The sequence below is a fragment of the Devosia elaeis genome (assembly GCF_001650025.1).
In the GTDB taxonomy this organism is placed as follows: domain Bacteria; phylum Pseudomonadota; class Alphaproteobacteria; order Rhizobiales; family Devosiaceae; genus Devosia; species Devosia elaeis.
Genome location: NZ_LVVY01000085.1, coordinates 1 through 22,835, shown reverse-complemented (window position 1 = coordinate 22,835; position 22,835 = coordinate 1). Strand labels below are relative to the sequence as shown.

The following is a 22,835-nucleotide window of genomic DNA, read 5'->3' as shown; positions in this document are numbered from 1 at the left end:
AAGGCGTGTTCGCGGCGTTATTAGCAATGCGCCGGGGCAAAAGACAATGAAAATGGCTTATGGGCCGGATCAGACTTCCACGGCCAGCCCCGGCTCCAGCGCCAGCAGGGCCGTTCCGTCGAGGCGAGACGGCAGGGCGGCAAAGGCGGCGTCGAGCTCGGCATCGGCTCCAGCCAGGGCGATCAGGCGCGGCATGACGGCTTCCACCAGGCGACTGCCACACGCCACGAGGTCCGTCCCGGCCAGCACGACCACCGCCCGCTCGGCCCAGCGCCCCAAGGGCGGCACCGCACCGGCCAGCAGCAGCAGCGGCATGTCCTCGTCGGCATCGACCAGGAGCGCGGCCGGCCCCGGCGTCCATAATTGCACCGGGCGAACATTGTCCCCCGCGTCGAGCAGCCGTTCCCGCGCCCGCGGTTTCCAGACAGCGCCATCGACGGCCGGCAGGCCTGCGCCCAGCGCGATGACCCGATCCGCCCCGCTCACCAGCTCGCCCCGATCCACCCCGCCCGGCGCCGCCTCGGCATCGACCACGACGATCTGCCCGCCGATATGCAGGCGAAAGGCGGTATTTCCGAACCAGGTGAGTTTCATGCGGCGATCTTTACCCGGCCCTTTGCTGATGCTCCAGCAGATATCGCGTTGCCAGCGCAACAGTTTTCGGAATGGGGCGGTCCTTGCGATAATCCGCCACCAGACGCCGCGCAATTCCAAGCCTGGCGGCCATGCCGTCGAGGCTCAGACGCAATTGCGCCATCGCCTCGCGGAATTCTTCATTATCCAATTCCCGGGGCGCAAGCTCCTGTATCCAATCGGCGGAAAGTTCCTGCCCATCCGGCCATACGAGGCTGTCGCCCCTGTCGCGAACCTTGAAAGCCGAAAAGGCCGCAGAATTGTTACGCAGCGCCACGAAGGCACGATGACTGAGAATGGCAGGCGCGACATCGATCAGCTCTTCCCGGCCATCGTCCCATTCAACGCGAATGACATAGCCGACTTCCGGCTCGGCCCGGCGAATGACCGGCATTGGCCCGCCAGCCTCGACGAAATCATCCTCGTCAGTTTTGCCTGCGCCACTCATCCTCAAGCAATCTCCTGTTCTCTCTGGCCCATTCGAGCACAAGCCGAAAGTCAGCTTTCGTAACCGCCCCTTGACCAGCGAAAGATCGGCGATAAGCATCACAGCCTCGCCATAGGTGGTCGAAATATGAAAATGCGGCGGCCTGTGGTCTCTGGGATAGATACGGATCTGGATGCTTCCAAGCTCGGCGATCGTGGGCACTTCCATCTCCGCAATAGTGCGCCGCGCGCACTAATTTTTCAACAGCTTTGTTTGTCCTTGGGAGGAGCGGTGACTAGGTGTACTAGCTGTGCTCTGTGCATCACCCAATTTTGATCACTTTTTGTTCTACCCTACAAGTGCGAGCCACATGTGACCGACGATAATCCTCTCGCCGCCATTCCGCCTTCGGGCAAGATTCTGGGGCTGGATCTGGGCACCAAGACCATCGGCGTGGCGATTTCGGACGGCATGCGCTATTCGGCCAGTCCGCTCGAAACCATCAAGCGCACCAAGTTCACACAGGATGCCGAGCGGATCATCGGGCTGATTGCAGAAAACCAGGCCGTCGCGATCATTCTGGGCCTGCCGCTCAACATGGATGGCAGCGAGGGGCCGCGCGTGCAGTCGACCCGAGCCTTCGCGCGCAATCTTGCGCCCAAGATCGACCTGCCCATCGCCTTCTGGGACGAGCGGCTGTCCACTTCGGCGGTGACCCGCATGATGATCGAGGCCGACTTACGCCGCGACCGCCGCGCCGAAGTGGTCGACAAGCTGGCCGCCAGCTATATCCTGCAAGGCGCGCTGGACCGCCTGCGCTCCATGTGACGACCGAGGCTTCCAAAGCCACAGGGCGGTATGATTTCGGTCATAAAAATTCATAACGCGCTTGCCCCACCCTGCCCCCTCCGCTAGACCGCAGCAAATCGCAAGGGATGCGACATGCCGCAGCAGAATTCTCCCGCCGGGCGATCCGGCGACTTTCCCCCATTCGCCCAGCGTCACCTCATTTCCATTGCCGATTTGCAGCAGCACGAAATCGTGGACTTGCTGGATCGCGCCGAGCGGATGATCGAGGTGTCCCGGCAGGAGCGCAAATCGCTCCCCACGCTCTCCGGCAAGACGCAGATCAACCTGTTCTTCGAGCCCTCCACCCGCACCCAATCCTCCTTCGAGATCGCCGGCAAACGGCTCGGGGCGCTGGTCGTCAACATGTCGGTCAAGACCAGTTCCGTCTCCAAGGGGGAAACGCTGGTCGATACGGCGGCGACGCTCAACGCCATGCGGCCCGACGTGCTGGTGGTGCGCCATTCGGCGGCGGGCGCGGTGGAATTGCTGAGCCAGAAAGTGGGCTGCTCGGTGGTCAATGCCGGGGACGGCGCCCATGAGCATCCCACCCAGGCGCTGCTCGATGCCCTGACTATCCGTAACCACAAGGGCACGCTTACCGGGCTGACGGTGGCCATTTGCGGCGATATCGCCAATTCGCGCGTGGCGCGCTCCAACCTGCTGTTGCTCGGCGCGCTCAATGTGCGCACCCGCGTCATCGCCCCGCGCACCCTCCTGCCGGCGGGGATCGAGAACCTGGCCACGGAAGTCTTCACCGACATGGATGAAGGCCTCAAGGGTGCCGACGTGGTGATGATGCTGCGCCTGCAGCACGAGCGGGCCAATGGCAAGATGATCCCCTCGGTGCGCGAATATTACCGCTTCTACGGGCTCGATGAAGCGCGGCTGGCGCATGCCAAGCCAGACGCGATCGTCATGCATCCCGGCCCGATGAACCGGGGCGTCGAGATCGACCCCGCCATCGCCGATGGCCCGCGCAGCGTGATCACCGATCAGGTGGAAATGGGCGTCGCCGTGCGCATGGCGGTGCTCGATGCCCTTCTTCCGGCGAGGAACGCGCCATGACCCGGCCCCTGCTCATCGAAAATGCCCGCATCGTCGATCCGGCTTCCGGAACCGACCAGATGGGGGCCGTGCTGGTCGAGAATGGGCGCATCGACGACCTGGCGCTGGGCGGGCCGGTCGGCGTGCCGGAGGGCGTGGAGGTCATCGATGCCAAGGGCCAGGTGCTGGCGCCCGGGCTTATCGACATGCGCGTCTTTGTCGGCGAGCCGGGCAAGGAATATCGCGAAACGCTGGCTTCGGCCGGCGCGGCGGCGATTGCCGGCGGCGTCACCTCCTTCGTGATGATGCCCGATACCACGCCCGTTGTGGACGATGGGGCGCTGGTGGATTTCCTCATCCGCCGCGCCGAGGCGCAATCGCCGGCGCGCATCCTGCCCGCCGCCGCCATCACCAAGGGGCTGGCCGGCAAGGAAATCACCGAGTTCGGCCTGCTCAAGGAGGCCGGCGCGGTGTGCCTCACCGATGGCGCCGCCTCGATCCAGTCGAGCGCGCTGATCCGCAGCGCCATGGCCTATGCGGCCAATTTCGATATGGCCTTCGTGCACCAGGTGGCCGATGCCGGGCTGGTCGGCGACGGGGTGATGAATGAAGGCCTGTTCGCCACCGTACTCGGCCTCAAGGGCATTCCGCGCGAAGCCGAAACCATCCCGCTGGCGCGCGACCTGCAATTGGCGGGGCTGACCGGGGTGCGCTATCACGCCGCCCAGGTCTCCACCCAGGGTTCGGTGGCGCTGCTGGCGGCGGCCAAATCCGGTGATCCGAAGGTTACGGCGGGGATTTCGATCAACAATCTCTGCCTCAACGAAAACGACATCGGCCGCTATCGCACCTATTTCAAGCTCAGCCCGCCCCTTCGCGCCGAGGCCGATCGCCAGGCGGTCATCGAGGGCCTGCGCTCGGGCGCCATCGACACGATCCATTCCGACCACGATCCGCAGGACAGCGAGGTCAAGCGGCAGCCCTTCGCCGAGGCCTCCAATGGCGCGATCGGGCTGGAAACCCTGCTCGCGGCCGCCCTGCGCCTGGTGCATTCGGGCGATCTCGACCTCCTGACCGTGCTCGGGGCCATGACCCGCCGGCCTGCCGAAATCCTCGGGCTGGACAGCGGCCGCATCGCCCGCGGCGCGCCGGCCGATCTGGTCCTGTTCGACCTCGATTATCCCTGGCAGGTCACCGAGCGCGACCTGCGCTCGAAATCGCGCAATACCAGTTTCGAGGGCGCGCGGATGCAGGGCAAGGTGATGCGGACCTTCGTGGGCGGCAAAAGCGTGTTCGTGCATGAGGATGGGATTTAGCGCTCACCATAGGCCTGGGTGAAATCGCCGCCGGCGCATCGCCCCACCCCTCGAACCCCTGCCCGCTTGCCGCTAGGCTGTGCTTTTCAGCCAGGGCGATTCCATGAACATTCCCTTTTTCGACGGCCATAACGACACCCTGCTCCGACTGCTGGAAAAGCCGCCGGAGAGCCGGGTCGCGGCCTTTGTGGAGGGCACCGCGGATGGCCATATCGACCTGCCCCGCGCCAGGGCGGCCGGCATGGCGGGCGGCTTTTTCGCCATCTTCCCGCCGCCGGTCAAAACCAGCCTCGCCGGTGTCGCCGCCGCGCCCGACTATGCCAAGGGCGAATTGCCGCCCCTGCTCGATATTGCCGATGCCCAGCAGTCCACCAATGGCATGGCCGCGCTGCTGCTGCGCCTCGAGGCGGCCGGCGCGCTCGGCATCTGCCGCAGCGCCGCCGATATCCGCGCGGCCATGGCCCAGAACAGGCTGGCGGCAATCTTCCACATCGAGGGCGCCGAGGCGCTCGACACCGAATTCGACGCCTTCGAAGTGCTCTATGCGGCGGGGCTGCGCTCGATCGGCATCACCTGGAGCCGCGCCAATGCCTTCGGCACCGGCGTGCCGTTCCGCTTCGATGCCGACCCCGACATCGGCCCGGGCCTGACCGATGCCGGCAAGGCGCTGGTGCGGCTCTGCGATGCGCGCGGGGTGATGATCGATCTCAGCCATCTCAACGCCGCCGGCTTTCGCGACGTGGCCGCGATCTCCACCAAGCCGCTGGTCGCCACCCATTCCAATGTCCATGCGCTCTGCCCCAGCACGCGCAACCTGACCGCCTGGCAATTGGCCGCGATCCGCGAGAGCGGTGGCATTGTGGGGCTCAATTTCGCCACCGGCTTCCTGCGGCCCGACGGCAAGTTCCTGGCCGAAACGCCCATCGAGCTGATGGTGCGCCATATCGATGGGCTGCTGGAGGCGCTGGGCGAGGACGGCGTGGCCCTGGGCAGCGATTTCGACGGCGCCATGATGCCCAATGCCATCGCCGACGTCACCGGCGTGCCGAAACTGCTCCAGGCGCTGCTGGACAAGGGCTATGGCGAGGACCTGGTGCGCAAGATCGCGCTGGGGAATTGGCTGGCAATGGTGGAGCGGGTGATCGGGTAGCTCTTGCAGTGGCCTTCAGGAACCCAGGCGAGCGGTTCCTGCGCCGCTCGCCCGTCCAGGGGAGAGGGTTGGGGTGAGGGGTGAAGATTTCCCGGCCTGCGCCGCAGGCTGAACCCCTCATCCGGCCCTTCGGGCCACCTTCTCCCCTCAGGGGAGAAGGGAACGCCCCATCCTCAGAACGGCACGTCTTCGGAATCGACGTCCTTCTTGGCCGCCGCTTTTTTCGGGGCCGCTTTCTTTGCCGGGGCCTTCTTGGCGGCCGGTTTCTTGGCGGCGGCCTTTTTTGCCGGGGCTTTCTTCTTGCCGCCGCCGGCTTCGGCCTTGGCGGCGATCATGGCCACGGCCTGTTCCAGGGTCACGTCTTCGGGCTTCAAGTCCTTGGGCAGGGTGGCGTTGATCTTGCCCTGGTTGACATAGGGACCGTAGCGCCCGGCGCGTACGGTGATCGGGCCGCCGTCATGCTCGAAGGTCTGGATGGCGGCCCGGGCCGCGCCGCGTCCGCCGCGACCGCCGCCGGCCGCCTTTTGCGCGATGAGGTCCACGGCGCGGTTGAGCCCCACGGTGAACACTTCTTCCACATCCGGCAGGTTGGCATATTTGCCGTCATGCAGCACGAAGGGGCCATAACGGCCCAAACCGGCCGAGATGGGCAGGCCGGTTTCGGGATGCAGGCCAACCTCGCGCGGCAGCGAAAGCAATTGCAGCGCTTTTTCGAGCGTCAGCGAACCGGGCTCCCAGCCCTTGGGCAGCGAGCTGCGCTTGGGCTCCTTGCCCTCGCCGAGCTGCACATAGGGTCCGAAGCGGCCGGATTTGAGATGGACTTCCTCGCCGCTCACCGGATCGGTGCCGAGCACGCCGTCGCCGGCCGCCGCGTCCGAGGACTGGCCGGTGGCCGCATCGGAAAGCTGCATGGTGTGCTTGCATTCGGGATAGTTCGAGCAGCCGATAAAGGCGCCGAACTTGCCCAGTTTCAGCGACAGCGTACCGGTGCCGCAAGTGGGGCAGCGGCGCGGATCGGACCCGTCTTCCCGGGCCGGAAAGATGTGGTCGGCGAGCAGGTCGTTGAGCGCGTCCAGAACTTCGGAGACGCGCAGATCCTTGATTTCTTCCACCGCCGCGGTGAAATCGCGCCAGAAATCGCGCAGCACCTGCTTGTAGTCGAGCTTGCCGGCGGAAATCTCGTCGAGCTGCTCTTCGAGATGGGCGGTGAAGCCATATTCGACATAGCGGGAGAAGAAGCTCTCGAGGAAGGAGGTGACGATGCGGCCGCGATCCTCGGGATGCAGCGCCTTGCCCTCGAGCTTGACGTAATCGCGGTCCTTGAGCGTGGTCAGCGTCGCCGCATAGGTGGAGGGGCGGCCGATGCCCAGCTCTTCCATCTTCTTGATCAGGCTGGCTTCGGTATAGCGCGCCGGCGGCTGGGTGAAATGCTGCTCGATCTCGACCTTGTCGAGCGCCGGCTTGTCCCCGACCTGGAGCGGCGGCAATTCGCGCCCATCCTCGTCCTCGTCACCATCGCCCTTGGCCTCGACCCCATAGAGGGTGAGGAAGCCGGGAAAGGTGACGACCGAGCCGGTGGCGCGCAGGGTCACGGCGCGGCTGGGCACGTTGACGGCGATATCGACGCTGGTGCGGTCGATCTCGGCCGAAGCCATCTGGCTGGCCAGGGTGCGCTTCCAGATCAGCCCGTAGAGCTTCTGCTGATCGGCATCGAGATTGAGGCTTTCGGGCCGCTTGAACATGTCGGTGGGCCGGATAGCCTCGTGCGCTTCCTGCGCGTTCTTGGCCTTGGTCTGATAGATCCGCGCCTTTTCGGGCAGGTATTGCTCGCCGAAATACTTGCCGATCACCGAGCGCGCCATGGCGATGCCCTCGGGCGCCATCTGCACGGCGTCGGTTCGCATATAGGTGATCAGCCCGTCCTCGTAGAGCCGCTGGGCGATCTGCATGGTGCGCGAAGGCGAAAGGCCCAGGCGCGAGGATGCGTCCTGCTGCAGGCTGGAGGTGGTGAAGGGCGCGTAGGGATTGCGCTTGGTCGGCTTCTTTTCGACATTGGCGACGTTGAACTGGCCGCTTTCGATCAGCTTTTTCAGCGCCGCGGCATCTTCGCCGTTCTTGATGTCGAGCTTGTCTGTCTTCTTGCCGTCGACGGCGAAGAGGCGTGCCAGGAAGCTCTTGCCCGCCTGGTTGAGCTGGGCCTCGACCGACCAATATTCGTCGGGCCTGAACTTTTCGATCTCAGCTTCGCGGTCGGACACCAGGCGCAGGGCCACCGATTGCACGCGGCCGGCCGAGCGCGAACCCGGCAGCTTGCGCCAGAGGATCGGCGACAGGGTGAAGCCGACGAGATAATCGAGCGCGCGGCGCGCCAGATAGGCGTCGACCAGCGGCATGTCGATGTCGCGCGGCCTGGCCATGGCGGCGGTCACGGCGTCTTTGGTGATGGCGTTGAACACCACGCGCTGCACCGGAACATCCTTTTTCAGCGCCTTCTTGGCGCGCAGCACGTCCAGGATGTGCCAGGAAATGGCCTCTCCCTCGCGATCGGGGTCGGTGGCCAGGATCAGTCCGTCCGCGCCCTTGAGCGCGCTGGCAATATCGGCAATGCGCTTCCGCGAGGCCGTATCGACCTCCCAGGACATGGCGAAATCTTCGTCGGGACGCACCGAGCCGTCCTTGGCCGGCAGGTCGCGGACATGGCCGAAGCTGGCCAGGACCTCGTAATCCTTGCCCAGATATTTGTTGATTGTCTTGGCCTTGGCCGGACTTTCAACGACAACGACCTTCATTCGGCGATCCGTTCCGCAACTGTACTCGAAGAGCGCGCAACATGGTGAAGGCCGATGCCGGTGTCAACGGGGCGGGCTTTTGCGGCATGGCACAGAAAAGGCTCGCCTATCGCGATTGCCCGGTTTATCCGGGCAGGCCATGCTAGGATGAAGCAGTGCGGCCGGACGGATCATGCACGTGCCCCCGGCGACGAGACGAGCAAGGCGAATATGACGGACCTCCTCCCGCAATTGATCCCCGATTTCGACCTTTCGGCGCGCAATACGCTGGCGCTGCGGGCGCGCTCGCGCTTCGGAATCGAGCTGCGGGACGCCGCCGCCCTGCCCGCGCTTTTCGAAGAAGCGGCACGCCTGGACCTGCCCGTCCGGGTGCTGGGCGGCGGCAGCAATGTGGTGCTCGCGCCCCATTTCGACGGCATCACCGCCATGATGGCCTTGTCCGGCCGGCGCGTGCGCGCCGATGAGGGCGACGCGGTGCTCATCGAGGCGGCGGCGGGGGAAACCTGGCACGATCTCGTCGCCTGGAGCGTCGAGCAGGGTTTTGGCGGGCTCGAAAACCTGGCGCTCATTCCCGGCACCGTGGGCGCGGCCCCGGTGCAGAATATCGGCGCCTATGGGGCGGAGCTGGCCGATTTCTTCGACTCGCTGACCGCTTTCGACCGCCACACGGGCAAGCAGCGCCAGTTCGACCGCGCCGCCTGCGCCTTCGCCTATCGCGACAGCGTCTTCAAGCATGAGGCCGACCGCTATATCGTGCTCTCGGTGCGCCTGCGCCTGTCGCGGGCCTGGGTGCCCAACCTCAATTTCGCCGGGCTGGCCGACCTGGCCGATGGCGGCGGGGTGACGCCGCGCGCCGTGATGGACCGCGTCATCGCCCTGCGCATGAGCAAGCTGCCGGACTGGCGGGTCAATCCCAATGCCGGCTCGTTCTTCCAGAACCCCATCGTCGCGCCCGCCGAGGCCGCCCCTGTCCTGGCCGAATTCCCCACGGCGCCGCAATTCCCCCAGGCCGATGGCCGCCTAAAACTCTCCGCCGGCTGGCTGATCGAAAAAGCGGGCCTCAAGGGTTTTCGCATGGGGCTGGTCGGCATGTCGGAGCGCCATGCCCTGGTCGTGGTCAATCACGGCGGGGCGGAACAGGGCGACGTGGCGGCGCTGGCGGCACATGTGAAAGAGACTGTCCGCGCGCGGTTCGGCGTGCAATTGCACGAAGAGCCGGTGTTTTTGTAGCCCGTGATCTTGGCGGATGATCGTGGCTCACGCGCGCCCTCACCCGTCTCGGCCTCCGGCCGATCCACCCTCTCCCCGAGGGGGAGAGGAATAAGGGCGAGCGCCGGACCGTTCTTCTCCCCCTCGGGGAGAAGGTGGCGCGCAGCGCCGGATGAGGGGGATGCCGCAACGAGCACCAAACCCCTCAACTATACCGCAACCCCACCAATTGCCCGCTCGACCATTCCACCTGTCCGGCCAGGTCGAGTTCCAGCAGCAGCACCTGCATGGCGTGGGGCGCGATGCCGGTCTGGGCGATGAGTTCGTCCACCTCGACCGGCGTGGTGGACAGCGCTTCGAGCAGGCGCGCGCGGTCGCTTTCGGCGGGGGGCGGCGGGTCGAGCATGCCGCCGCCTTCCGGCCGCCATTCGGGATCGAACAGGGCCGTGCGCGCCGGATCAGCATTGCCGAGGCCTTCGATGATGTCGGCGGCATTGGTCACCAGCCGCGCGCCCTGCTGGATCAGCGCATTGCCGCCCTCGGCGCGCGGATCGAGCGGCGAGCCGGGCACTGCGAACACTTCGCGATTCTGCTCCAGGGCCAGCCGCGCGGTGATCAGCGAGCCGGAGCGCTTGGCGGCCTCGACCACGACCACGCCGAGCGAGAGACCGGAAACCAGCCGGTTACGTCTCGGAAAGTCGCGGGCGCGCGGCTCCCAGCCCAACGGCATTTCGGTGATCAGGGCCCCGCCATTGTCGAGAATGTCGTGGGCGAGCGGAATGTTCTCGGCCGGATAGATGCGGTCGAAACCGCCGGCCAGCACGGCGATGGTGCCGGTTTCGAGCGCCGCGCGATGGGCGGCGCTGTCGATGCCGCGGGCCAGCCCGGAAACGACGACATAGCCGGCGGCGCCCAGGTCCCCGGCCAGCAGCCGCGTCATCTTCACCCCGGCAGTGGACGCGGTGCGGGCGCCGACAATGCCGATGCTGCGCTGCCAGTCGAGCCCCTCGCCGCCGGCCATGGTGACCAGGGGCGGCGCGCCGGAAATGTAATTGAGATGGCCGGGATAATCCGGCTCGCCCTGCGCCACCAGCCGCGCACCATAGCGGACGAGGCCGGCGATCTCGTCTTCGGCGCGGGCCCGGCTGATGGCCTCCAGCGGGCGCCCGGCCAGCCGGCTCAGATCCGGCAAGGCCGCGATGGCGGCTTCGGCCGAGCCGAAGCGGTTGAGCAATTGGCGGAAGGTGACCGGGCCGATATTGTCGGTGCGGACCAGCCGCAGCCAGGCGATGCGTTGGGCGGGCGTGAGTGTCGTATTCTCCCGCCCCGCCATGCTCAGCCGGCCTTCTTGCCGTCGCCGATCTTGGGTTCGGTGCCCTTGAGCAGCCGGGCGATATTTTCGCGGTGCTGGAAGAAGAGCAGCAGGGCCAGGCCCAGGACCACGATGGCCAATCGCTCGCTGGCCAGAACATAGGCGAAGATCGGCGCGGTGGCGGCGGCCGTCAGCGCGGCCAGCGACGACATCTTGCGGGTCAGTGCGATCAGCAGCCAGACGGCGCAGAAGATAAGGCCGACGGGCCAATGCAGGGCCAGCAACGAGCCGATCATCACCGCCACGCCCTTGCCGCCTTTGAAGCCGAGCCAGACGGGGAAGCAATGGCCGAGAAAGGCGCCGAGCGCCGCGAGCCGCGCCGCATCCTCACCCCAGAAATGGCGCGCGATGAGTATCGGCACCACCGCCTTGAGCGCATCGAGCACCAGGGTGGCCGCGGCGATGGGCCGGTTGCCGGTGCGCAGCACATTGGTCGCCCCGATATTGCCCGAACCGATCTGGCGGATATCGCCCAGGCCGGCGGCGCGCGTCAGGATGAGGCCGAAGGGAATGGAACCGAAGAGGTAGCCCAGCACGACGGCATAGATCAGCGGCAGGATATCGGCTGGCATGATGCGCCTCCCTTTTTGGCCAAGAGTTAGCCTTTCGGGCCGGCCTGTCACAAGGAAAAAGCGGAATCTCCCCATAAACCAGCCCGGCATTTGGCAAAGCCCGGTCGATCCCCTACATAGAGGTTAACTCCCCAAAGCCCGACACATGGCCAAAACACCAAAAGCAAAAAACACATCCGGCCCCAAGCGCCCGCGCCAGCCCGCAGCCGACCGCCTGCCGACGCGCGAGCAATTGCTCGAGGCCCTCGCCCAGCAGGACGACATCAAGGGCAAGCGCGACCTGGCGAAGGTCTTCGGCATTCGCGGCGATCTGCGCCGGCCCTTCAAGGCCATGCTCAACGAGCTGGAAGGCGAAGGCATCATCACGCGCACCCGCAAGGCGCTGCGTCGCACTGCCGCCCTGCCCCATGTGACCGTGCTCGATATTCCCGGCGATGCCGATCCGGACGATCTGCACGCCTTTCCCGCGCAGTGGAACGAGGAAGAGGGCGAGCGGCCGCGTGTGCGCGTGCTGGTCGATTCCCGCTCCCGGGTCGTGCCGGCGCCGGGCGATCGCATCCTGGCCCGCATCGATGCCGGCGAGGACGTCGTGCCCGATTACAGCGCCAGGCCGATGAAGGTGCTGGACAAGCCGCGCCGCGCCCATATCGGCATCGTCCGCATGGACGACGATGGCGCGCGCCTCATTCCGGTGGATCGCAAGCAGAAGGAAATGCGCATTCCCCTGGGCGATCTCGGCCAGGCGGCTGACGGCGACCTGGTGGAGGTGGAGGTCAAGCTTTCCGGCCGGCTGATGATTCCGCGCGCCCGGGTCACCGCCGTCATCGGCAATCCCGCCTCCGAAGGCGCGGTGTCGATGATCGCCATCCACAATCTGGAAATTCCCTACAAATTCCCCACCAGCGTGATCCGCGAGGCGGAGGCGGCGAAGGAAGCGACACTCAAGGGCCGCGAGGATTGGCGCGACCTGCCGCTGATCACCATCGACCCCGCCGATGCCAAGGACCATGACGACGCGGTGCATGCCGCGGCGGACGAGGACGCGAGCAATCCGGGCGGCTTCGTGGTCACCGTCGCCATTGCCGATGTGGCCGCCTATGTGCGGCCCGGCACGGCGCTGGACCGGGAGGCGTATCTGCGCGGCAATTCGGTCTATTTCCCCGATCGCGTCGTGCCCATGCTGCCCGAGCGCATTTCAAACGAGCTGTGCTCGCTCAAAGAAGGCGAGCCCCGCGCCGCCCTGGCGGTGCGCATGGTGCTGGGCGCCGATGGCCGCAAGAAAAGCCATTCCTTCCACCGCATCCTGATGCGCTCGGCCGCCAAGCTCTCCTACCAGCAGGCCCAGGCCGCCATCGATGGCAATCCCGACGACCAGACCGGCCTCCTGCTGGAGCCGATCCTCGAGCCGCTCTGGGCCGCCTATGCCGCCATGGGCAAGGCGCGCGACCAGCGCGGTCCGCTCGACCTCGACCTGCCGGAACGCAAGATCCTGCTCGACGACAAGGGCATGGTGCGCGACATCCACGTGCCCGAGCGGCTCGACGCCCATCGGCTGATCGAGGAAATGATGATCGCCGCCAATGTCGCGGCCGCCGAGACGCTGGAACAGAAGCGCAGCGAACTGCTCTACCGCGTCCACGACGAGCCCAGCTCGGAAAAGCTCCAGGCCCTGCGCGACTTCCTCGGCAGCCTCGATATCGCGGTGAAAAAGTCCGACAGCGTCCGCGCGTCCGATTTCAACGGTATCCTCGGCCAGGCTCGCAAGGCCGGCAATGTCGAGCAGGTCAGCGAAATGGTGCTGCGCAGCCAGGCGCAGGCGGAATATGCCGCCGAGAATTACGGCCATTTCGGCCTCAATCTCGACCGCTACGCCCATTTCACCTCTCCCATCCGCCGCTATGCCGATCTCATCGTGCATCGGGCGCTGATCCGCGCTCTCGATCTCGGTGGCGATGGCCTCACCGAGCAGGAGGCGCAGAAGCTCGCCGGCATCGCCCAGCATATTTCGGCTACCGAGCGCCGCGCCATGCTGGCCGAGCGCGAGACATCCGACCGGCTGCTGGCCCAATACCTGGCCGAGCGGATCGGCGCGAAATTCGATGGCCGCATTTCCGGGGTCACCCGCTCGGGCCTCTTCATCCGCCTCAGCGAGACCGGCGCCGACGGCTTCATTCCCGCCTCCACGCTGGGCCAGGACTATTACCGCTATGTCGAGGAACGGCAGGCCATGATCGGCGAACGGACCGGGGAAACCTTCACCCTGGGCGATCGCGTCAGCGTGCGCCTGCTCGAAGCCGCTCCGGTAGCTGGCGCGTTACGCTTCGAACTCCTGTCCGAAGGCAGGCGCGGCAATCCGCCATCTGGCAGGCGGCCGCGAAAGGGCCCATCTAAAAGCTACGGCCCCAAGGGCCGCAGAAAGAGGTAAGGCATGACCGAACAGGCCAGGACTCTAGACGAGCGCAGCGTCGGCCGGGCCATGTGGCGCGGCACCCTCTGCCGTTGCCCGCATTGCGGCCAGGGCAAGATGTTCCGCGCCTATCTCAAGGTGGCGGATGCGTGCAATGTGTGCGGCGAAGAGCTGAACCATCACCGCGCCGACGATTTCCCGCCCTATATCGCCATCACCATCGTGGGCCACATCATCATCTTCCTGATGCTGCATATGGACATGGCCTACAGGGTCGAGCCGATCACCTATATCTGGACCATGGTGCCGCTGGCCATCGTCATGCCGCTGGCCATCCTGCCCTCAATCAAGGGATCGATCGTCGGCCTGCAATGGGCCAACCGCATGTATGGCTTCGGACCCTCGCGCAGCGCGGATTGATCCGGTGGATCAATCCGAGGTCCGAAGGCCACGAGAGCTATGCCCGAGTGGCGGGGACCATCGCGCAGCGCTGATTGATCCGAGGTACAGAGCATTTCACCCAGTGAGTGAAAGACATGTCACTCGCCTTTATCGTCATTGCCGGGCTTGTCCCGGCAATCCATCTTGCCGGAGCATGGACCACCGGGACAAGCCCGGTGGTGACGATGGTGGGTAGCCGTTCACTGCTAGAGTGAAATGGTCTGGAGCAGCAGGACAAAGACGCGACACCCCGGCCCACGCCGGCCTGCACCTCCCCCTTGACGGGGGAGGAGGGGAGGGGGTGCGGGAGCCCCGATTTCCGAGCGTGGGAGCACCCCTCCCCGGCCCTCCCCGTCAAAGGGAGGGTGTCCAAAGCGCGTGGGATTATATCGTCACCCGAAACGGCTTCCCTCTTTCGCCTTCACCAATTCCCGTGGCCGGAACCGGAGCGCCGACCATTCGGCGTCCAGCGCCACCTGGCGCACCGGGCGCCAGCCGGCCTGTTCCAGCGGCTCCCAGCCGCGGTCGCGATTGAGACCGGCCGCCTTGGCCGCCGGCCCCTTGCGATAGGCCACCCAGAGCAGCCCGTCGGGCGGCATCTCCACCAGGATGCGCGGCGCCAGGGTCACGATTTCGGCCGGTGAATCGAAAAAGGCGAGCACGCCGTCATAGGCGTCCTTTTCGTGCACCGGCTCCACCTCCGCCCCCGCGGTCACTTCCTCGGCAATGGCCTGGGGCACGTTGATGAACCAGATCCTGCTGCCGGCCTTGATCTGGAGTTTGTGCAGCAATTCGGTTGGCGCGCTCATCGGGGGCTCCATGGCGATGCTATCGACTTGACAACGGGCCGCAAATCCGTAGGTTGCGCCCAAATTCCGGCGCTGCCCCGCTTGCAGCGCCTTTCGCTTTGTGAAGGACACTATCATGGCCAAGGCCGCCACCATCAAGATCAAGCTCGTCTCGACGGCCGATACCGGCTTTTTCTACGTGACGAAGAAGAATGCCCGCACCCAGACCGAAAAGCTGGCCTTCAAGAAGTACGACCCGGTCGTGCGCAAGCATGTCGAATTCAAGGAAGCCAAGATCAAGTAATTGATCCTTCCCGGATAGAATGAACAAAACCCCGCAAGCGATTGCGGGGTTTTGTTTTTGGCATTGCCGCCTCCCTATCTCGCATAATCCCAAATAGTGCTATCTCGCGTAATCCCAAATAGTGATCGTCATTGCCCGGCTTGTCCGGGCAATCCACTTGCGGCCGGCGTCAGTCATGTATCCAGAAGCCAGGCGCTCAAATCCTTCCATTCAGGATTGACCGCCTCGATCAAATTGATCTTCCACTGGCGCGGATATTTCTTGATAGCCTTCTCCCGCCGGATCGCATTCACGACCAAGTCGTGAACCTCCAGCCAGACGAGTGTTTTCACACCATAGCGCGAGGTGAATCCAGGCGTCAGTTCACGAGTATGTTCAAGCAGCCGACGCGAAGGATTCGAAGTCACGCCAGTATAGAGCGTGCCATTCTTCTTAGATGCGAGGATATAGACATAACCCTTCATGCTCCGAGAATGTCGAAAATGGATCACCCGGACAAGCCGGGTGATGACGGTTCCGATGGACATGATTTGCACAACAGCAGGCGCAGGTCCGGCGCGCTCGCGGCTTGCGCTCCACTGCTCCTCAACCCACCGATATGTATTGGGGTGACGCTCCGTATGGAGAAGAAGCGTAAATCTCAGTGCCGGGGCCAGGAATGAAGAGTGGCTGGTCCGGAGCGGCATGTCGAAGAGGCCACTCTGTCCGCATCCGGACCAGCCGCCCTACGGGAACTCAGGAGTTGCGGCGGACCTGAGACATGGCCGTAGGGTACCGGAGACCTATTGGGAAAAATCCCAAGGCCAGTGAAAGGGAACCTACGCTGCCTCGGCCAAAAGTCCAAGCAATTCCGGCCGCCACGCCGCGACAACTCTTTGTTAATTATAACGGATAACCCTAACGGGCCGATCGGGCCGTTTACGCCGCGTCGAAAATGACGCGATTGCGTCCCTGGCGCTTGGCCCGGTACAGGGCCATGTCGGCGCGCTTGACCATGCTTTCGGGTGTATCGGCCTGGCCTTCGTTGAGCGAAACCCCCACCGATACCGTCACCACCAGCGGCCGGGGCGTGCCCACCTCGAAGCCCTTGTCGGCAATGGATTGGCGCACCCGCTCGGCGACGATGTCGGCCTGGCCGATATCGGTATCGGGCATCAGCACCACGAATTCCTCGCCGCCGAAGCGGCAGGCCAGGTCGACGCCGCGGATATTGCGCTTCAGCCGCGCGGAAAATTCGCGCAGCACCGCGTCGCCGATATCATGGCCATAGGTGTCGTTGACGGCCTTGAAGTGATCGATATCGAGGATCATCAGCGCCAGGTCCCGCCCCTGCTCCTGCGCCTTGCCCAGCATGAGATGGAGATGCCGTTCGAAATAGCGGCGGTTATAGAGCCCGGTCAGTGCGTCGGTAACGGCCATGGCCATGGTATTGTTGACGCTCTGGCGCAGTTCCAGCGCATAGCGGTGGCGGCGGATCTGCGTGCGCACCCGCGCCATCAATTCGTTGCGCTCCAGCGGGCGATGGATGAAATCGTTGATGCCCAGATCCAGCGCCCGCACCACGCGCGGCTTGTCGGCCGGATCGGCCATCAGGATGATAGGCAGGTTGCGCGTGTGCTCAACGGTGCGGATTTGCGAGCAGACCCGCAGCGGATCGAAATCGCCCAGGCTCATGCTCACCAGAGCCAGATCATAGCTGGCCCCGCTGACCTGGAACACGGCATCGGCCGGCTCGAGCAGGATATCGACCTGGTGTTCGGGCGTGAGGTAGGATTTGACACGCTCGGCATGGCGCGCGTCGCTGTCCACGATCAGGATCGAACCGCCGCTGGCCGAGATCGCATCCATGGCGTGCAGGGCATCCTCGATGGCGATCTGCTGGCCGGTCATGGCGCGGGCGCGCAATTCGTCGGTCAGCGATTTCAGCCGCACCAGGCTCTTCACCCGCGCCATGAGCTGGGTATCGTCCACCGGCTTGGTGAGGAAATCGTCGGCGCCGGCCTCCAGTCCCTGCACCCGGTCGGAGGACTGGTCCAGCGCGGTGATCATCAGCACGGGGATATGATGCGTCTTCGGGCTGGCCTTGAGCCGGCGGCAGACTTCGAAACCGTCCATGTCGGGCATCATCACGTCGAGCAGGACGATGTCGATTTCCTGCTCCTGGCAGATGGCCAGCGCCTCCGGACCCGAGCCGGCGCTCAGCACCTCGTAATATTCGGCAGTCAGGCGCGCCTCGAGCAGACGAACATTGGTTGGAATGTCATCGACGATCAGAACGCGCGCAGTCACACCACCACCCCGGAGAAACGCACCGGCCCGCCGGCACGTCCATGCCGGCGTCGAACCCGCCCGAATGCCGGCGCAGGACGCGCCGGATGATTATTCAGGCCGGCCCAATGTAATGGGCAATGGTTTCCAGAAAGTGAGACACCGAGATCGGTTTGGAGATATAGCCCTCGCAGCCGCCCTGCAGGATGCGCTCCTCGTCGCCCTTCATGGCGAAGGCCGTGACCGCGACCACGGGGATATGGGCAAGCTGCTCGTCATCCTTGAGCCACTTGGTCACCACCAGGCCCGAAACCTCGGGAAGCTGGATATCCATCAGGATCAGGTCCGGCATATGCGCGCGCGCCAGGTCCAGCGCCTCCATGCCGTTGCGGGTCTGGATGACGTTGTAGCCGCGCGATTCCAGCAGATCGTTGAAGAGCTTCATGTTGAGCTCGTTGTCTTCCACGATCATCACAGTCTTGGGCATAATTCCCTCGCTTGGCGCTGGCCTGCATCACCGGCACTCGTCGGCTCGTCTTCATCCCGGCGTCGGGTATTCGACATCGTGAAATTCTTCGCTTCCGGCCCGACTTCGGCTAGCATCGAAACCGTTACAAAACACCAAATGAGGCCCGCCTTGCCCGTTTCCGACCGCGCCGCGCCGGACGTTTCCGCCCTTGCCGATGCCTGCCTGGGCTATCTCGCGGAAAATCCCGAGGAGCTCCTGGCCTTCATGCAGCATGCGGGCCTCGATCCCCAGGCCCTGCGCGCGTCGGTCGGCTCGCAGCGTCTGCAGCACGGCCTCATCGACTACTTTGCCGCAAATGAAGCGATTCTGCTCGCCCTCTGCGCCAATGGCGGGTTTTCACCGGAATCCTTCATGCGCGTCTGGCACAGGCTCAACCGGGTGGAGTGAGATGAACGCGGACTGGCTCTGCCGGGATTGCCTGACCTCCGGGACCAGCGCGGCCGTGCCGAACCGCTGTCCGGGCTGCGGCTCGCCGCGCCTCAGGAGCCATGACGAGCTCTTTGCCCTCTCCATCGCCCATGTCGATTGCGACGCCTTCTATGCCTCGGTGGAAAAGCGCGACGATCCCAGCCTGCGCGACAAGCCGCTGATCATCGGCGGCGGCGTGCGCGGCGTCGTCTCCACCTGTTGCTACATCGCCCGCCAATCGGGCGTCCGCTCGGCCATGCCCATGTTCAAGGCGCGGGAGCTCTGCCCCGATGCGGTGATCATCAAGCCGGACATGGCCAAATATGTCGAGGTCAGCCGCCAGATCCGCCGCCACATGGATGCGCTGACCCCGCTGGTCGAGCCCATTTCCATCGACGAGGCCTTTCTCGATCTCACCGGCACCGAGCGCGTGCACAAGGCGCCCCCTGCCCTCGCCCTGGCCCGCTTTGCCCGCACTATCGAGCAGGAGATCGGCGTCAGCATTTCGGTGGGGCTCAGCCACAACAAGTTCCTGGCCAAGGTCGCCTCCGACCTCGACAAGCCACGCGGCTTCGCGGTGATCGGCCGGGCCGAGACGCTTGCCTTTCTGGAGCCTAAACCGATCAGCCTGATCTTCGGGGTCGGCAAGGTGTTTTACGAGACGCTGAAAAAGGACGGCTATCACACGATCGGCCAGCTCCAGCAGGAGGACCCGGCGCGGCTGATGCGGCTCTATGGCGAATCGGGGGCGCGCCTCGCCCGGCTGTCCCAGGGCCTCGACAGCCGCCGCGTCTCGATCGACGGCGAGATGAAGACCATTTCGTCCGAAACCACCTTCAACCACGACCTGGCGGGGCTCGACGATCTGTCCACCCAATTGCTCAAGTGCTGCGAGCGGCTGTCCGAGCGGCTCAAGGCCAAGAACGTGGTGGGCGACACGGTGACGCTCAAGCTCAAGAGCGCCGGATTTAAGTTGCGCACGCGCGCCCGACACCTGATGATGCCGACACAGCTTGCCAATGTGCTCTACGAAACGGGCCTCAGCCTGTTGCAGCGCGAAGCGGACGGCACGGCGTTCCGCCTGATCGGCATCGGCGTTTCGGGCATCGAAGCGGCCGACGGCACCGATCCGGTGGATTTGCTGGAGCCGCTCGTGGCACGCCGCGCGGCGGCGGAGCGGGCCATGGACCGCGTCCGCACCCGCTTCGGCCGCGCCGCCCTGGTGCGCGGCAAGCTCTATACCGCCCGGCCCGACCCCGAATCGGCGCCGGTTTCCGAAGAAGAAGCAGAAGACCTCGAAGGCAAGACCAGATGAACGATCCGATCGAAAAGCTCCGCGAATATGGCTATGAACTGCCTGCGCCCAAGGCGCCGGTGGCCAGCTATGTGCCCGTCACCCGTTCGGGCAATCTCGTCTATGTCTCGGGGCAGATTTCCAGCAATGAGGGCGGCGTGGTCCAGGGCCGGCTGGGCGACAACATGAACGTCGTCCAGGGCGGCAATGCCGCCGAGCTCTGCGCCGTCAACATCATGGCCCAGATCGTGCACATGGCCGGCATTCCCCTGCATGAGATCAAGCAGGTGCTCAAGCTCACCGTGCTCGTCGCCTCGACGCCCGATTTCAACGAGCAGCACCTGGTGGCCAATGGCGCCTCCAATCTCTTTGTCGGCGTGCTCGGCGACAAGGGCAAGCATGCCCGCGCCGCCTTCGGCGTGGCCGCCCTGCCCCTTGGCGCCGCCGTCGAGATCGACGCCGTCATCGAGGTTTGAGGCCGGCTTGATATGGCGGCCCCGCGCCCCCATATCGACCGCACCCCTCTCAAGGCTCCTTCCGTGCCCGCATCCGGTTATAGCGCGACCATCCATCCCAGCACCGCCTCCATTCCGGAAGCGGTCTGGAACGGGCTCGCGCCCGGCACCGAGGGGCATCCCGACAATCCCTTCCTCGACCACCGCTTTTTCCGCGCCCTCGAGGAATCCGGCTGCGCCATTGGCGAAACCGGCTGGCAGGCCCAGCATATCCTCCTCGCCGACGCGGACGAAAAGCCGATCGGCCTGATGCCGTTATTCCTCAAATCCCATTCCATGGGCGAATATGTCTTCGACCATGGCTGGGCCAATGCGCTGGAGCGGGCCGGCGGCCATTATTATCCCAAGCTGCAGGGCTCGGTGCCCTTCACGCCCGCCACCGCCCCCAAGCTGCTCGTCCCCTCGGGCAGTCTCGAAGCCCAGGCGGCCCTGTTGCAGACCGCCCAGCAATTGGCCGGCCGGCATGACGCCTCCTCGGTCCACCTCACCTTCGTGCCGGAAGCCGAGGCGGAGCTGGCAGGCTCGCTCGACTGGCTGCGGCGCATGGACACGCAATTCCACTGGCACAATCAGAACTATGCCAGTTTCGAGGATTTCCTCGACAATCTCTCCTCCCGAAAGCGCAAGACCATCCGCCGCGAGCGCCGCGATGCCCTGGCCGATGGCATCAAGATCCGCTGGCTCTCGGGCCGCGACATCACCGAGGCCCATTGGGACGCCTTCTTCGATTTCTACGAGGATACCGGCGCCCGCAAATGGGGCCGCCCCTATCTCAACCGCGCCTTCTTCTCGCTCCTGGGCCAGTACATGGCGCAAAGCGTGGTGCTGATGCTGGCCTATGACGGGGACACGCCGATTGCCGGCGCCATCAATTTCCGCGGCAAGGACCGGCTCTATGGCCGCAATTGGGGCGCCATTCGCGACGTGCCGTTCCTGCATTTCGAGGTCTGCTATTACCAGGCCATCGACTATGCCATCGCCCACAAGCTCGACGTGGTCGAGGCCGGCGCCCAGGGCGAGCACAAGCTGGCGCGCGGCTATGCCCCCGTCACCACCCATTCGGTGCATTGGATCGCCCATCCGGGCCTCCGCCACGCCGTCGCCGATTATCTGGAAAACGAGCGCCCCGCCGTCGAACGCGAACAGGCGCTACTGGAAAATTTCACCCCGTTCCGCAAAGGCGAGCGCCAGGAGCGGTAAGGCAAAGGCTTCGCCTCGCCATGCGCCAGGAAGCGATTTCTCTCACCGCTCGTCGCCCTCGGGCTTGACCCGAGGGCTCTTCACTTGCGATGCCAGAGAAAGAAAAAGAACCCTCGGGTCAAGCCCGAGGGTGACGACCTCAGGATCGGGACCCCGCATCATGACCTACGATTCCACCAATATCTTCGCCAAGATCCTCAAGGGCGAGCTGCCCTGCCACAAGGTTCACGAGGACGACAATGCGCTGGTGATGATGGACATTTTCCCGCAATCGAAGGGCCATACGCTCATCGTGCCCAAGGCGCCCTCCCGTAACCTTCTCGATGCCGATCCGGCGGCGATCTCGGCCGTCATGCCGCTGGTGCAGAGGGTCGCCCGCGCCGTCAAGGCAGCCACCAATGCCGATGGCATCCGCCTCGCCCAGTTCAACGAGGCGCCGGCCGGGCAAACCGTCTTTCACCTGCATTTCCACGTCATTCCCGTCTACGAGGGCGTGCCCCTCGGCGCCCATGCCGGCGGCAAGGCCGACGATGCCGAACTGGCCGCCCTCGCCCAAGACATCGCCGCGCGGCTCTAGCCCGTCCATGGCCCCGCACATGGTTGGCGCCCTTTCCGAAAGACCCCTTCCGTCATGACCCCTGCCCGCCATCTGGTTCTCGGCATGGTTCTCACCGGCGCCGCCGGTTTCGTCGATGCCATCGGCTTCATCGAGCTGGGCGGGTTCTTTACCTCCTTCATGAGCGGCAATACCACCCAGGGCGGCGCCGCCCTGGTCGATGGCGCCTGGCCGGTGGTCGGGCTCACCCTGTCGCTGGTGGCGCTGTTCTTCATCGGCAGCGTGCTGGGCAATCTGCTCGCCTTTTCCAACCTGCGCTGGGGGCCGGCCACCGTCAGCGGCGGCGTCACCCTGGGCGTGGCCGGAGCACTGGCGCTGGTGCTCCTGGGCCATCCGCCGGGCCAGTCCATGCTGGTCCTCGCCGCCGCGGCCGGCGCACAGAACGCCATCCTGCCCATGCGCGGCGCCGTCCGCCTCGGCGCCACCTTCGTCACCGGCACGCTCTATGTCGCCGGCCAGGACCTCGCCCTGGCCCTCAAGGGCAAGGTGCCGCCCTGGCGCTGGGCACAACATCTGGCCATCTGGCTGGGCCTCCTGGCCGGCGCGATCATCGGCGCCTGGCTCTATAGCCTGGTGGGCATTTACGCGCTGACGCTGCCAATATTCGTCTATGCCGCGTTCACGACGGGACATGTCCGGGCCGCGCGGCGGGGATGAATCCAGACCCCTCGGGTCAAGCAACTGTGGATTGTTTGATGATGGCG

General features: G+C 65.1%; 23 protein-coding genes. 14 read left to right on the top strand and 9 right to left on the bottom strand.

Features of this window, described 5'->3' with window-relative positions; translation table 11 throughout:
* Window positions 1-69: 69 nt before the first annotated feature.
* Together A3840_RS10010 and A3840_RS10005 are read right to left on the bottom strand one after the other, a co-directional pair.
* Window positions 70-594: a hypothetical protein gene (locus A3840_RS10010; RefSeq protein WP_067455700.1), complete on the bottom strand. Its 525-nt coding sequence runs from the start codon at window positions 592-594 to the stop codon at window positions 70-72.
* Window positions 595-604: 10 nt separating this feature from the next.
* Window positions 605-1,282: a DUF2442 domain-containing protein gene (locus A3840_RS10005; RefSeq protein WP_165603165.1), complete on the bottom strand. Its 678-nt coding sequence runs from the start codon at window positions 1,280-1,282 to the stop codon at window positions 605-607.
* 150 nt (window positions 1,283-1,432) lie between these two features.
* Between A3840_RS10005 and ruvX the strand changes: the two genes are divergently transcribed.
* The 4 genes from ruvX (at window position 1,433) to A3840_RS09985 (ending at window position 5,419) form a co-directional block, all read left to right on the top strand.
* On the top strand, window positions 1,433-1,888 hold the full coding sequence (ruvX, locus tag A3840_RS10000) for a Holliday junction resolvase RuvX (RefSeq protein ID WP_067455697.1): 456 nt from the start codon (window positions 1,433-1,435) through the stop codon (window positions 1,886-1,888).
* A gap of 114 nt (window positions 1,889-2,002) precedes the next feature.
* Window positions 2,003-2,974: an aspartate carbamoyltransferase catalytic subunit gene (locus A3840_RS09995; RefSeq protein WP_067455695.1), complete on the top strand. Its 972-nt coding sequence runs from the start codon at window positions 2,003-2,005 to the stop codon at window positions 2,972-2,974.
* Entirely contained in the window at window positions 2,971-4,269 is a 1,299-nt protein-coding gene (gene pyrC, locus A3840_RS09990; protein ID WP_067455694.1) for a dihydroorotase, read from the top strand. Before A3840_RS09995 ends, pyrC begins: the two co-directional genes overlap by 4 nt.
* Window positions 4,270-4,372: 103 nt before the next feature.
* Window positions 4,373-5,419 (top strand): dipeptidase, encoded by a 1,047-nt coding sequence (locus A3840_RS09985; RefSeq protein ID WP_067455693.1) that lies wholly within the window; start codon window positions 4,373-4,375, stop codon window positions 5,417-5,419.
* Window positions 5,420-5,592: 173 nt separating this feature from the next.
* Here the strand turns inward: A3840_RS09985 and topA are convergent, their stop codons facing one another.
* The gene (gene topA, locus A3840_RS09980; protein WP_067455691.1) at window positions 5,593-8,208 is read right to left on the bottom strand and encodes a type I DNA topoisomerase; all 2,616 of its coding nucleotides are present in this window, start codon (window positions 8,206-8,208) and stop codon (window positions 5,593-5,595) included.
* 210 nt (window positions 8,209-8,418) lie between these two features.
* Here topA and murB point away from each other — a divergent pair, with 210 nt between their 5' ends.
* Window positions 8,419-9,438: a UDP-N-acetylmuramate dehydrogenase gene (murB, locus tag A3840_RS09975; protein ID WP_067455816.1), complete on the top strand. Its 1,020-nt coding sequence runs from the start codon at window positions 8,419-8,421 to the stop codon at window positions 9,436-9,438.
* Window positions 9,439-9,622: 184 nt separating this feature from the next.
* Here the strand turns inward: murB and dprA are convergent, their stop codons facing one another.
* Together dprA and plsY are read right to left on the bottom strand one after the other, a co-directional pair.
* The gene (gene dprA / locus A3840_RS09970) at window positions 9,623-10,750 is read right to left on the bottom strand and encodes a DNA-processing protein DprA (RefSeq protein ID WP_067455688.1); all 1,128 of its coding nucleotides are present in this window, start codon (window positions 10,748-10,750) and stop codon (window positions 9,623-9,625) included.
* Between the two features lie 2 nt (window positions 10,751-10,752).
* On the bottom strand, window positions 10,753-11,361 hold the full coding sequence (plsY, locus tag A3840_RS09965; protein ID WP_067455686.1) for a glycerol-3-phosphate 1-O-acyltransferase PlsY: 609 nt from the start codon (window positions 11,359-11,361) through the stop codon (window positions 10,753-10,755).
* A gap of 145 nt (window positions 11,362-11,506) precedes the next feature.
* Between plsY and rnr the strand changes: the two genes are divergently transcribed.
* Together rnr and A3840_RS09955 are read left to right on the top strand one after the other, a co-directional pair.
* On the top strand, window positions 11,507-13,786 hold the full coding sequence (gene rnr / locus A3840_RS09960) for a ribonuclease R (protein WP_067455683.1): 2,280 nt from the start codon (window positions 11,507-11,509) through the stop codon (window positions 13,784-13,786).
* 3 nt (window positions 13,787-13,789) lie between these two features.
* The gene (locus A3840_RS09955) at window positions 13,790-14,188 is read left to right on the top strand and encodes a DUF983 domain-containing protein (protein ID WP_067455680.1); all 399 of its coding nucleotides are present in this window, start codon (window positions 13,790-13,792) and stop codon (window positions 14,186-14,188) included.
* 413 nt (window positions 14,189-14,601) lie between these two features.
* On the opposite strand, the gene A3840_RS09950 is transcribed toward A3840_RS09955, so the two are convergent.
* Window positions 14,602-15,018, bottom strand: coding sequence for a hypothetical protein (locus A3840_RS09950; RefSeq protein WP_131798296.1), 417 nt, complete (start codon window positions 15,016-15,018; stop codon window positions 14,602-14,604).
* A 115-nt stretch (window positions 15,019-15,133) separates the two neighbouring features.
* Between A3840_RS09950 and rpmG the strand changes: the two genes are divergently transcribed.
* Window positions 15,134-15,301 carry a 50S ribosomal protein L33 gene (rpmG, locus tag A3840_RS09945; protein WP_046104197.1) on the top strand — a complete coding sequence of 56 codons (168 nt, stop codon included), beginning with the start codon at window positions 15,134-15,136 and terminating at the stop codon, window positions 15,299-15,301.
* Between the two features lie 173 nt (window positions 15,302-15,474).
* Here rpmG and A3840_RS09940 read toward each other — a convergent pair whose 3' ends face one another.
* From A3840_RS09940 to A3840_RS09930, 3 genes are all read right to left on the bottom strand, one after another.
* Entirely contained in the window at window positions 15,475-15,765 is a 291-nt protein-coding gene (locus A3840_RS09940) for a GIY-YIG nuclease family protein (protein WP_067455670.1), read from the bottom strand.
* Window positions 15,766-16,219: 454 nt separating this feature from the next.
* A complete protein-coding gene (locus tag A3840_RS09935; RefSeq protein WP_067455667.1) occupies window positions 16,220-17,590 on the bottom strand; it encodes a PleD family two-component system response regulator in 1,371 nt (456 codons plus the stop codon).
* 94 nt (window positions 17,591-17,684) lie between these two features.
* Complete coding sequence (locus A3840_RS09930; RefSeq protein ID WP_067455664.1) at window positions 17,685-18,056, bottom strand: response regulator; 372 nt, start codon at window positions 18,054-18,056, stop codon at window positions 17,685-17,687.
* A gap of 150 nt (window positions 18,057-18,206) precedes the next feature.
* Between A3840_RS09930 and A3840_RS09925 the strand changes: the two genes are divergently transcribed.
* From A3840_RS09925 to A3840_RS09900, 6 genes are all read left to right on the top strand, one after another.
* Complete coding sequence (locus A3840_RS09925; RefSeq protein WP_165603164.1) at window positions 18,207-18,485, top strand: DUF3572 family protein; 279 nt, start codon at window positions 18,207-18,209, stop codon at window positions 18,483-18,485.
* A gap of 1 nt (window position 18,486) precedes the next feature.
* Entirely contained in the window at window positions 18,487-19,821 is a 1,335-nt protein-coding gene (locus tag A3840_RS09920) for a DNA polymerase IV (RefSeq protein ID WP_082903799.1), read from the top strand.
* Complete coding sequence (locus A3840_RS09915; protein ID WP_067455649.1) at window positions 19,818-20,276, top strand: RidA family protein; 459 nt, start codon at window positions 19,818-19,820, stop codon at window positions 20,274-20,276. Before A3840_RS09920 ends, A3840_RS09915 begins: the two co-directional genes overlap by 4 nt.
* 63 nt (window positions 20,277-20,339) lie before the next feature.
* Window positions 20,340-21,515, top strand: coding sequence for a GNAT family N-acetyltransferase (locus A3840_RS09910; protein WP_245676589.1), 1,176 nt, complete (start codon window positions 20,340-20,342; stop codon window positions 21,513-21,515).
* A 157-nt stretch (window positions 21,516-21,672) separates the two neighbouring features.
* Complete coding sequence (locus A3840_RS09905) at window positions 21,673-22,092, top strand: HIT family protein (protein ID WP_205633360.1); 420 nt, start codon at window positions 21,673-21,675, stop codon at window positions 22,090-22,092.
* Between the two features lie 54 nt (window positions 22,093-22,146).
* On the top strand, window positions 22,147-22,788 hold the full coding sequence (locus A3840_RS09900) for a YoaK family protein (protein ID WP_067455643.1): 642 nt from the start codon (window positions 22,147-22,149) through the stop codon (window positions 22,786-22,788).
* The last annotated feature ends 47 nt before the right edge of the window (window positions 22,789-22,835 follow it).

What these genes read in the sequence shown, in the direction of transcription:
- A3840_RS10010 (WP_067455700.1), bottom strand. Translation starts at nt 594, where the DNA reads ATGAAACTCACCTGGTTCGGAAATACCGCCTTTCGCCTGCATATCGGC.
- rpmG (WP_046104197.1), top strand. Translation starts at nt 15,134, where the DNA reads ATGGCCAAGGCCGCCACCATCAAGATCAAGCTCGTCTCGACGGCCGAT.
- murB (WP_067455816.1), top strand. Translation starts at nt 8,419, where the DNA reads ATGACGGACCTCCTCCCGCAATTGATCCCCGATTTCGACCTTTCGGCG.
- rnr (WP_067455683.1), top strand. Translation starts at nt 11,507, where the DNA reads ATGGCCAAAACACCAAAAGCAAAAAACACATCCGGCCCCAAGCGCCCG.
- A3840_RS09930 (WP_067455664.1), bottom strand. Translation starts at nt 18,056, where the DNA reads ATGCCCAAGACTGTGATGATCGTGGAAGACAACGAGCTCAACATGAAG.
- A3840_RS09915 (WP_067455649.1), top strand. Translation starts at nt 19,818, where the DNA reads ATGAACGATCCGATCGAAAAGCTCCGCGAATATGGCTATGAACTGCCT.
- pyrC (WP_067455694.1), top strand. Translation starts at nt 2,971, where the DNA reads ATGACCCGGCCCCTGCTCATCGAAAATGCCCGCATCGTCGATCCGGCT.
- topA (WP_067455691.1), bottom strand. Translation starts at nt 8,208, where the DNA reads ATGAAGGTCGTTGTCGTTGAAAGTCCGGCCAAGGCCAAGACAATCAAC.
- A3840_RS09950 (WP_131798296.1), bottom strand. Translation starts at nt 15,018, where the DNA reads ATGAGCGCGCCAACCGAATTGCTGCACAAACTCCAGATCAAGGCCGGC.
- A3840_RS09940 (WP_067455670.1), bottom strand. Translation starts at nt 15,765, where the DNA reads ATGAAGGGTTATGTCTATATCCTCGCATCTAAGAAGAATGGCACGCTC.
- plsY (WP_067455686.1), bottom strand. Translation starts at nt 11,361, where the DNA reads ATGCCAGCCGATATCCTGCCGCTGATCTATGCCGTCGTGCTGGGCTAC.
- A3840_RS09900 (WP_067455643.1), top strand. Translation starts at nt 22,147, where the DNA reads ATGACCCCTGCCCGCCATCTGGTTCTCGGCATGGTTCTCACCGGCGCC.
- A3840_RS09920 (WP_082903799.1), top strand. Translation starts at nt 18,487, where the DNA reads ATGAACGCGGACTGGCTCTGCCGGGATTGCCTGACCTCCGGGACCAGC.
- A3840_RS09955 (WP_067455680.1), top strand. Translation starts at nt 13,790, where the DNA reads ATGACCGAACAGGCCAGGACTCTAGACGAGCGCAGCGTCGGCCGGGCC.
- A3840_RS09995 (WP_067455695.1), top strand. Translation starts at nt 2,003, where the DNA reads ATGCCGCAGCAGAATTCTCCCGCCGGGCGATCCGGCGACTTTCCCCCA.
- A3840_RS09985 (WP_067455693.1), top strand. Translation starts at nt 4,373, where the DNA reads ATGAACATTCCCTTTTTCGACGGCCATAACGACACCCTGCTCCGACTG.
- dprA (WP_067455688.1), bottom strand. Translation starts at nt 10,750, where the DNA reads ATGGCGGGGCGGGAGAATACGACACTCACGCCCGCCCAACGCATCGCC.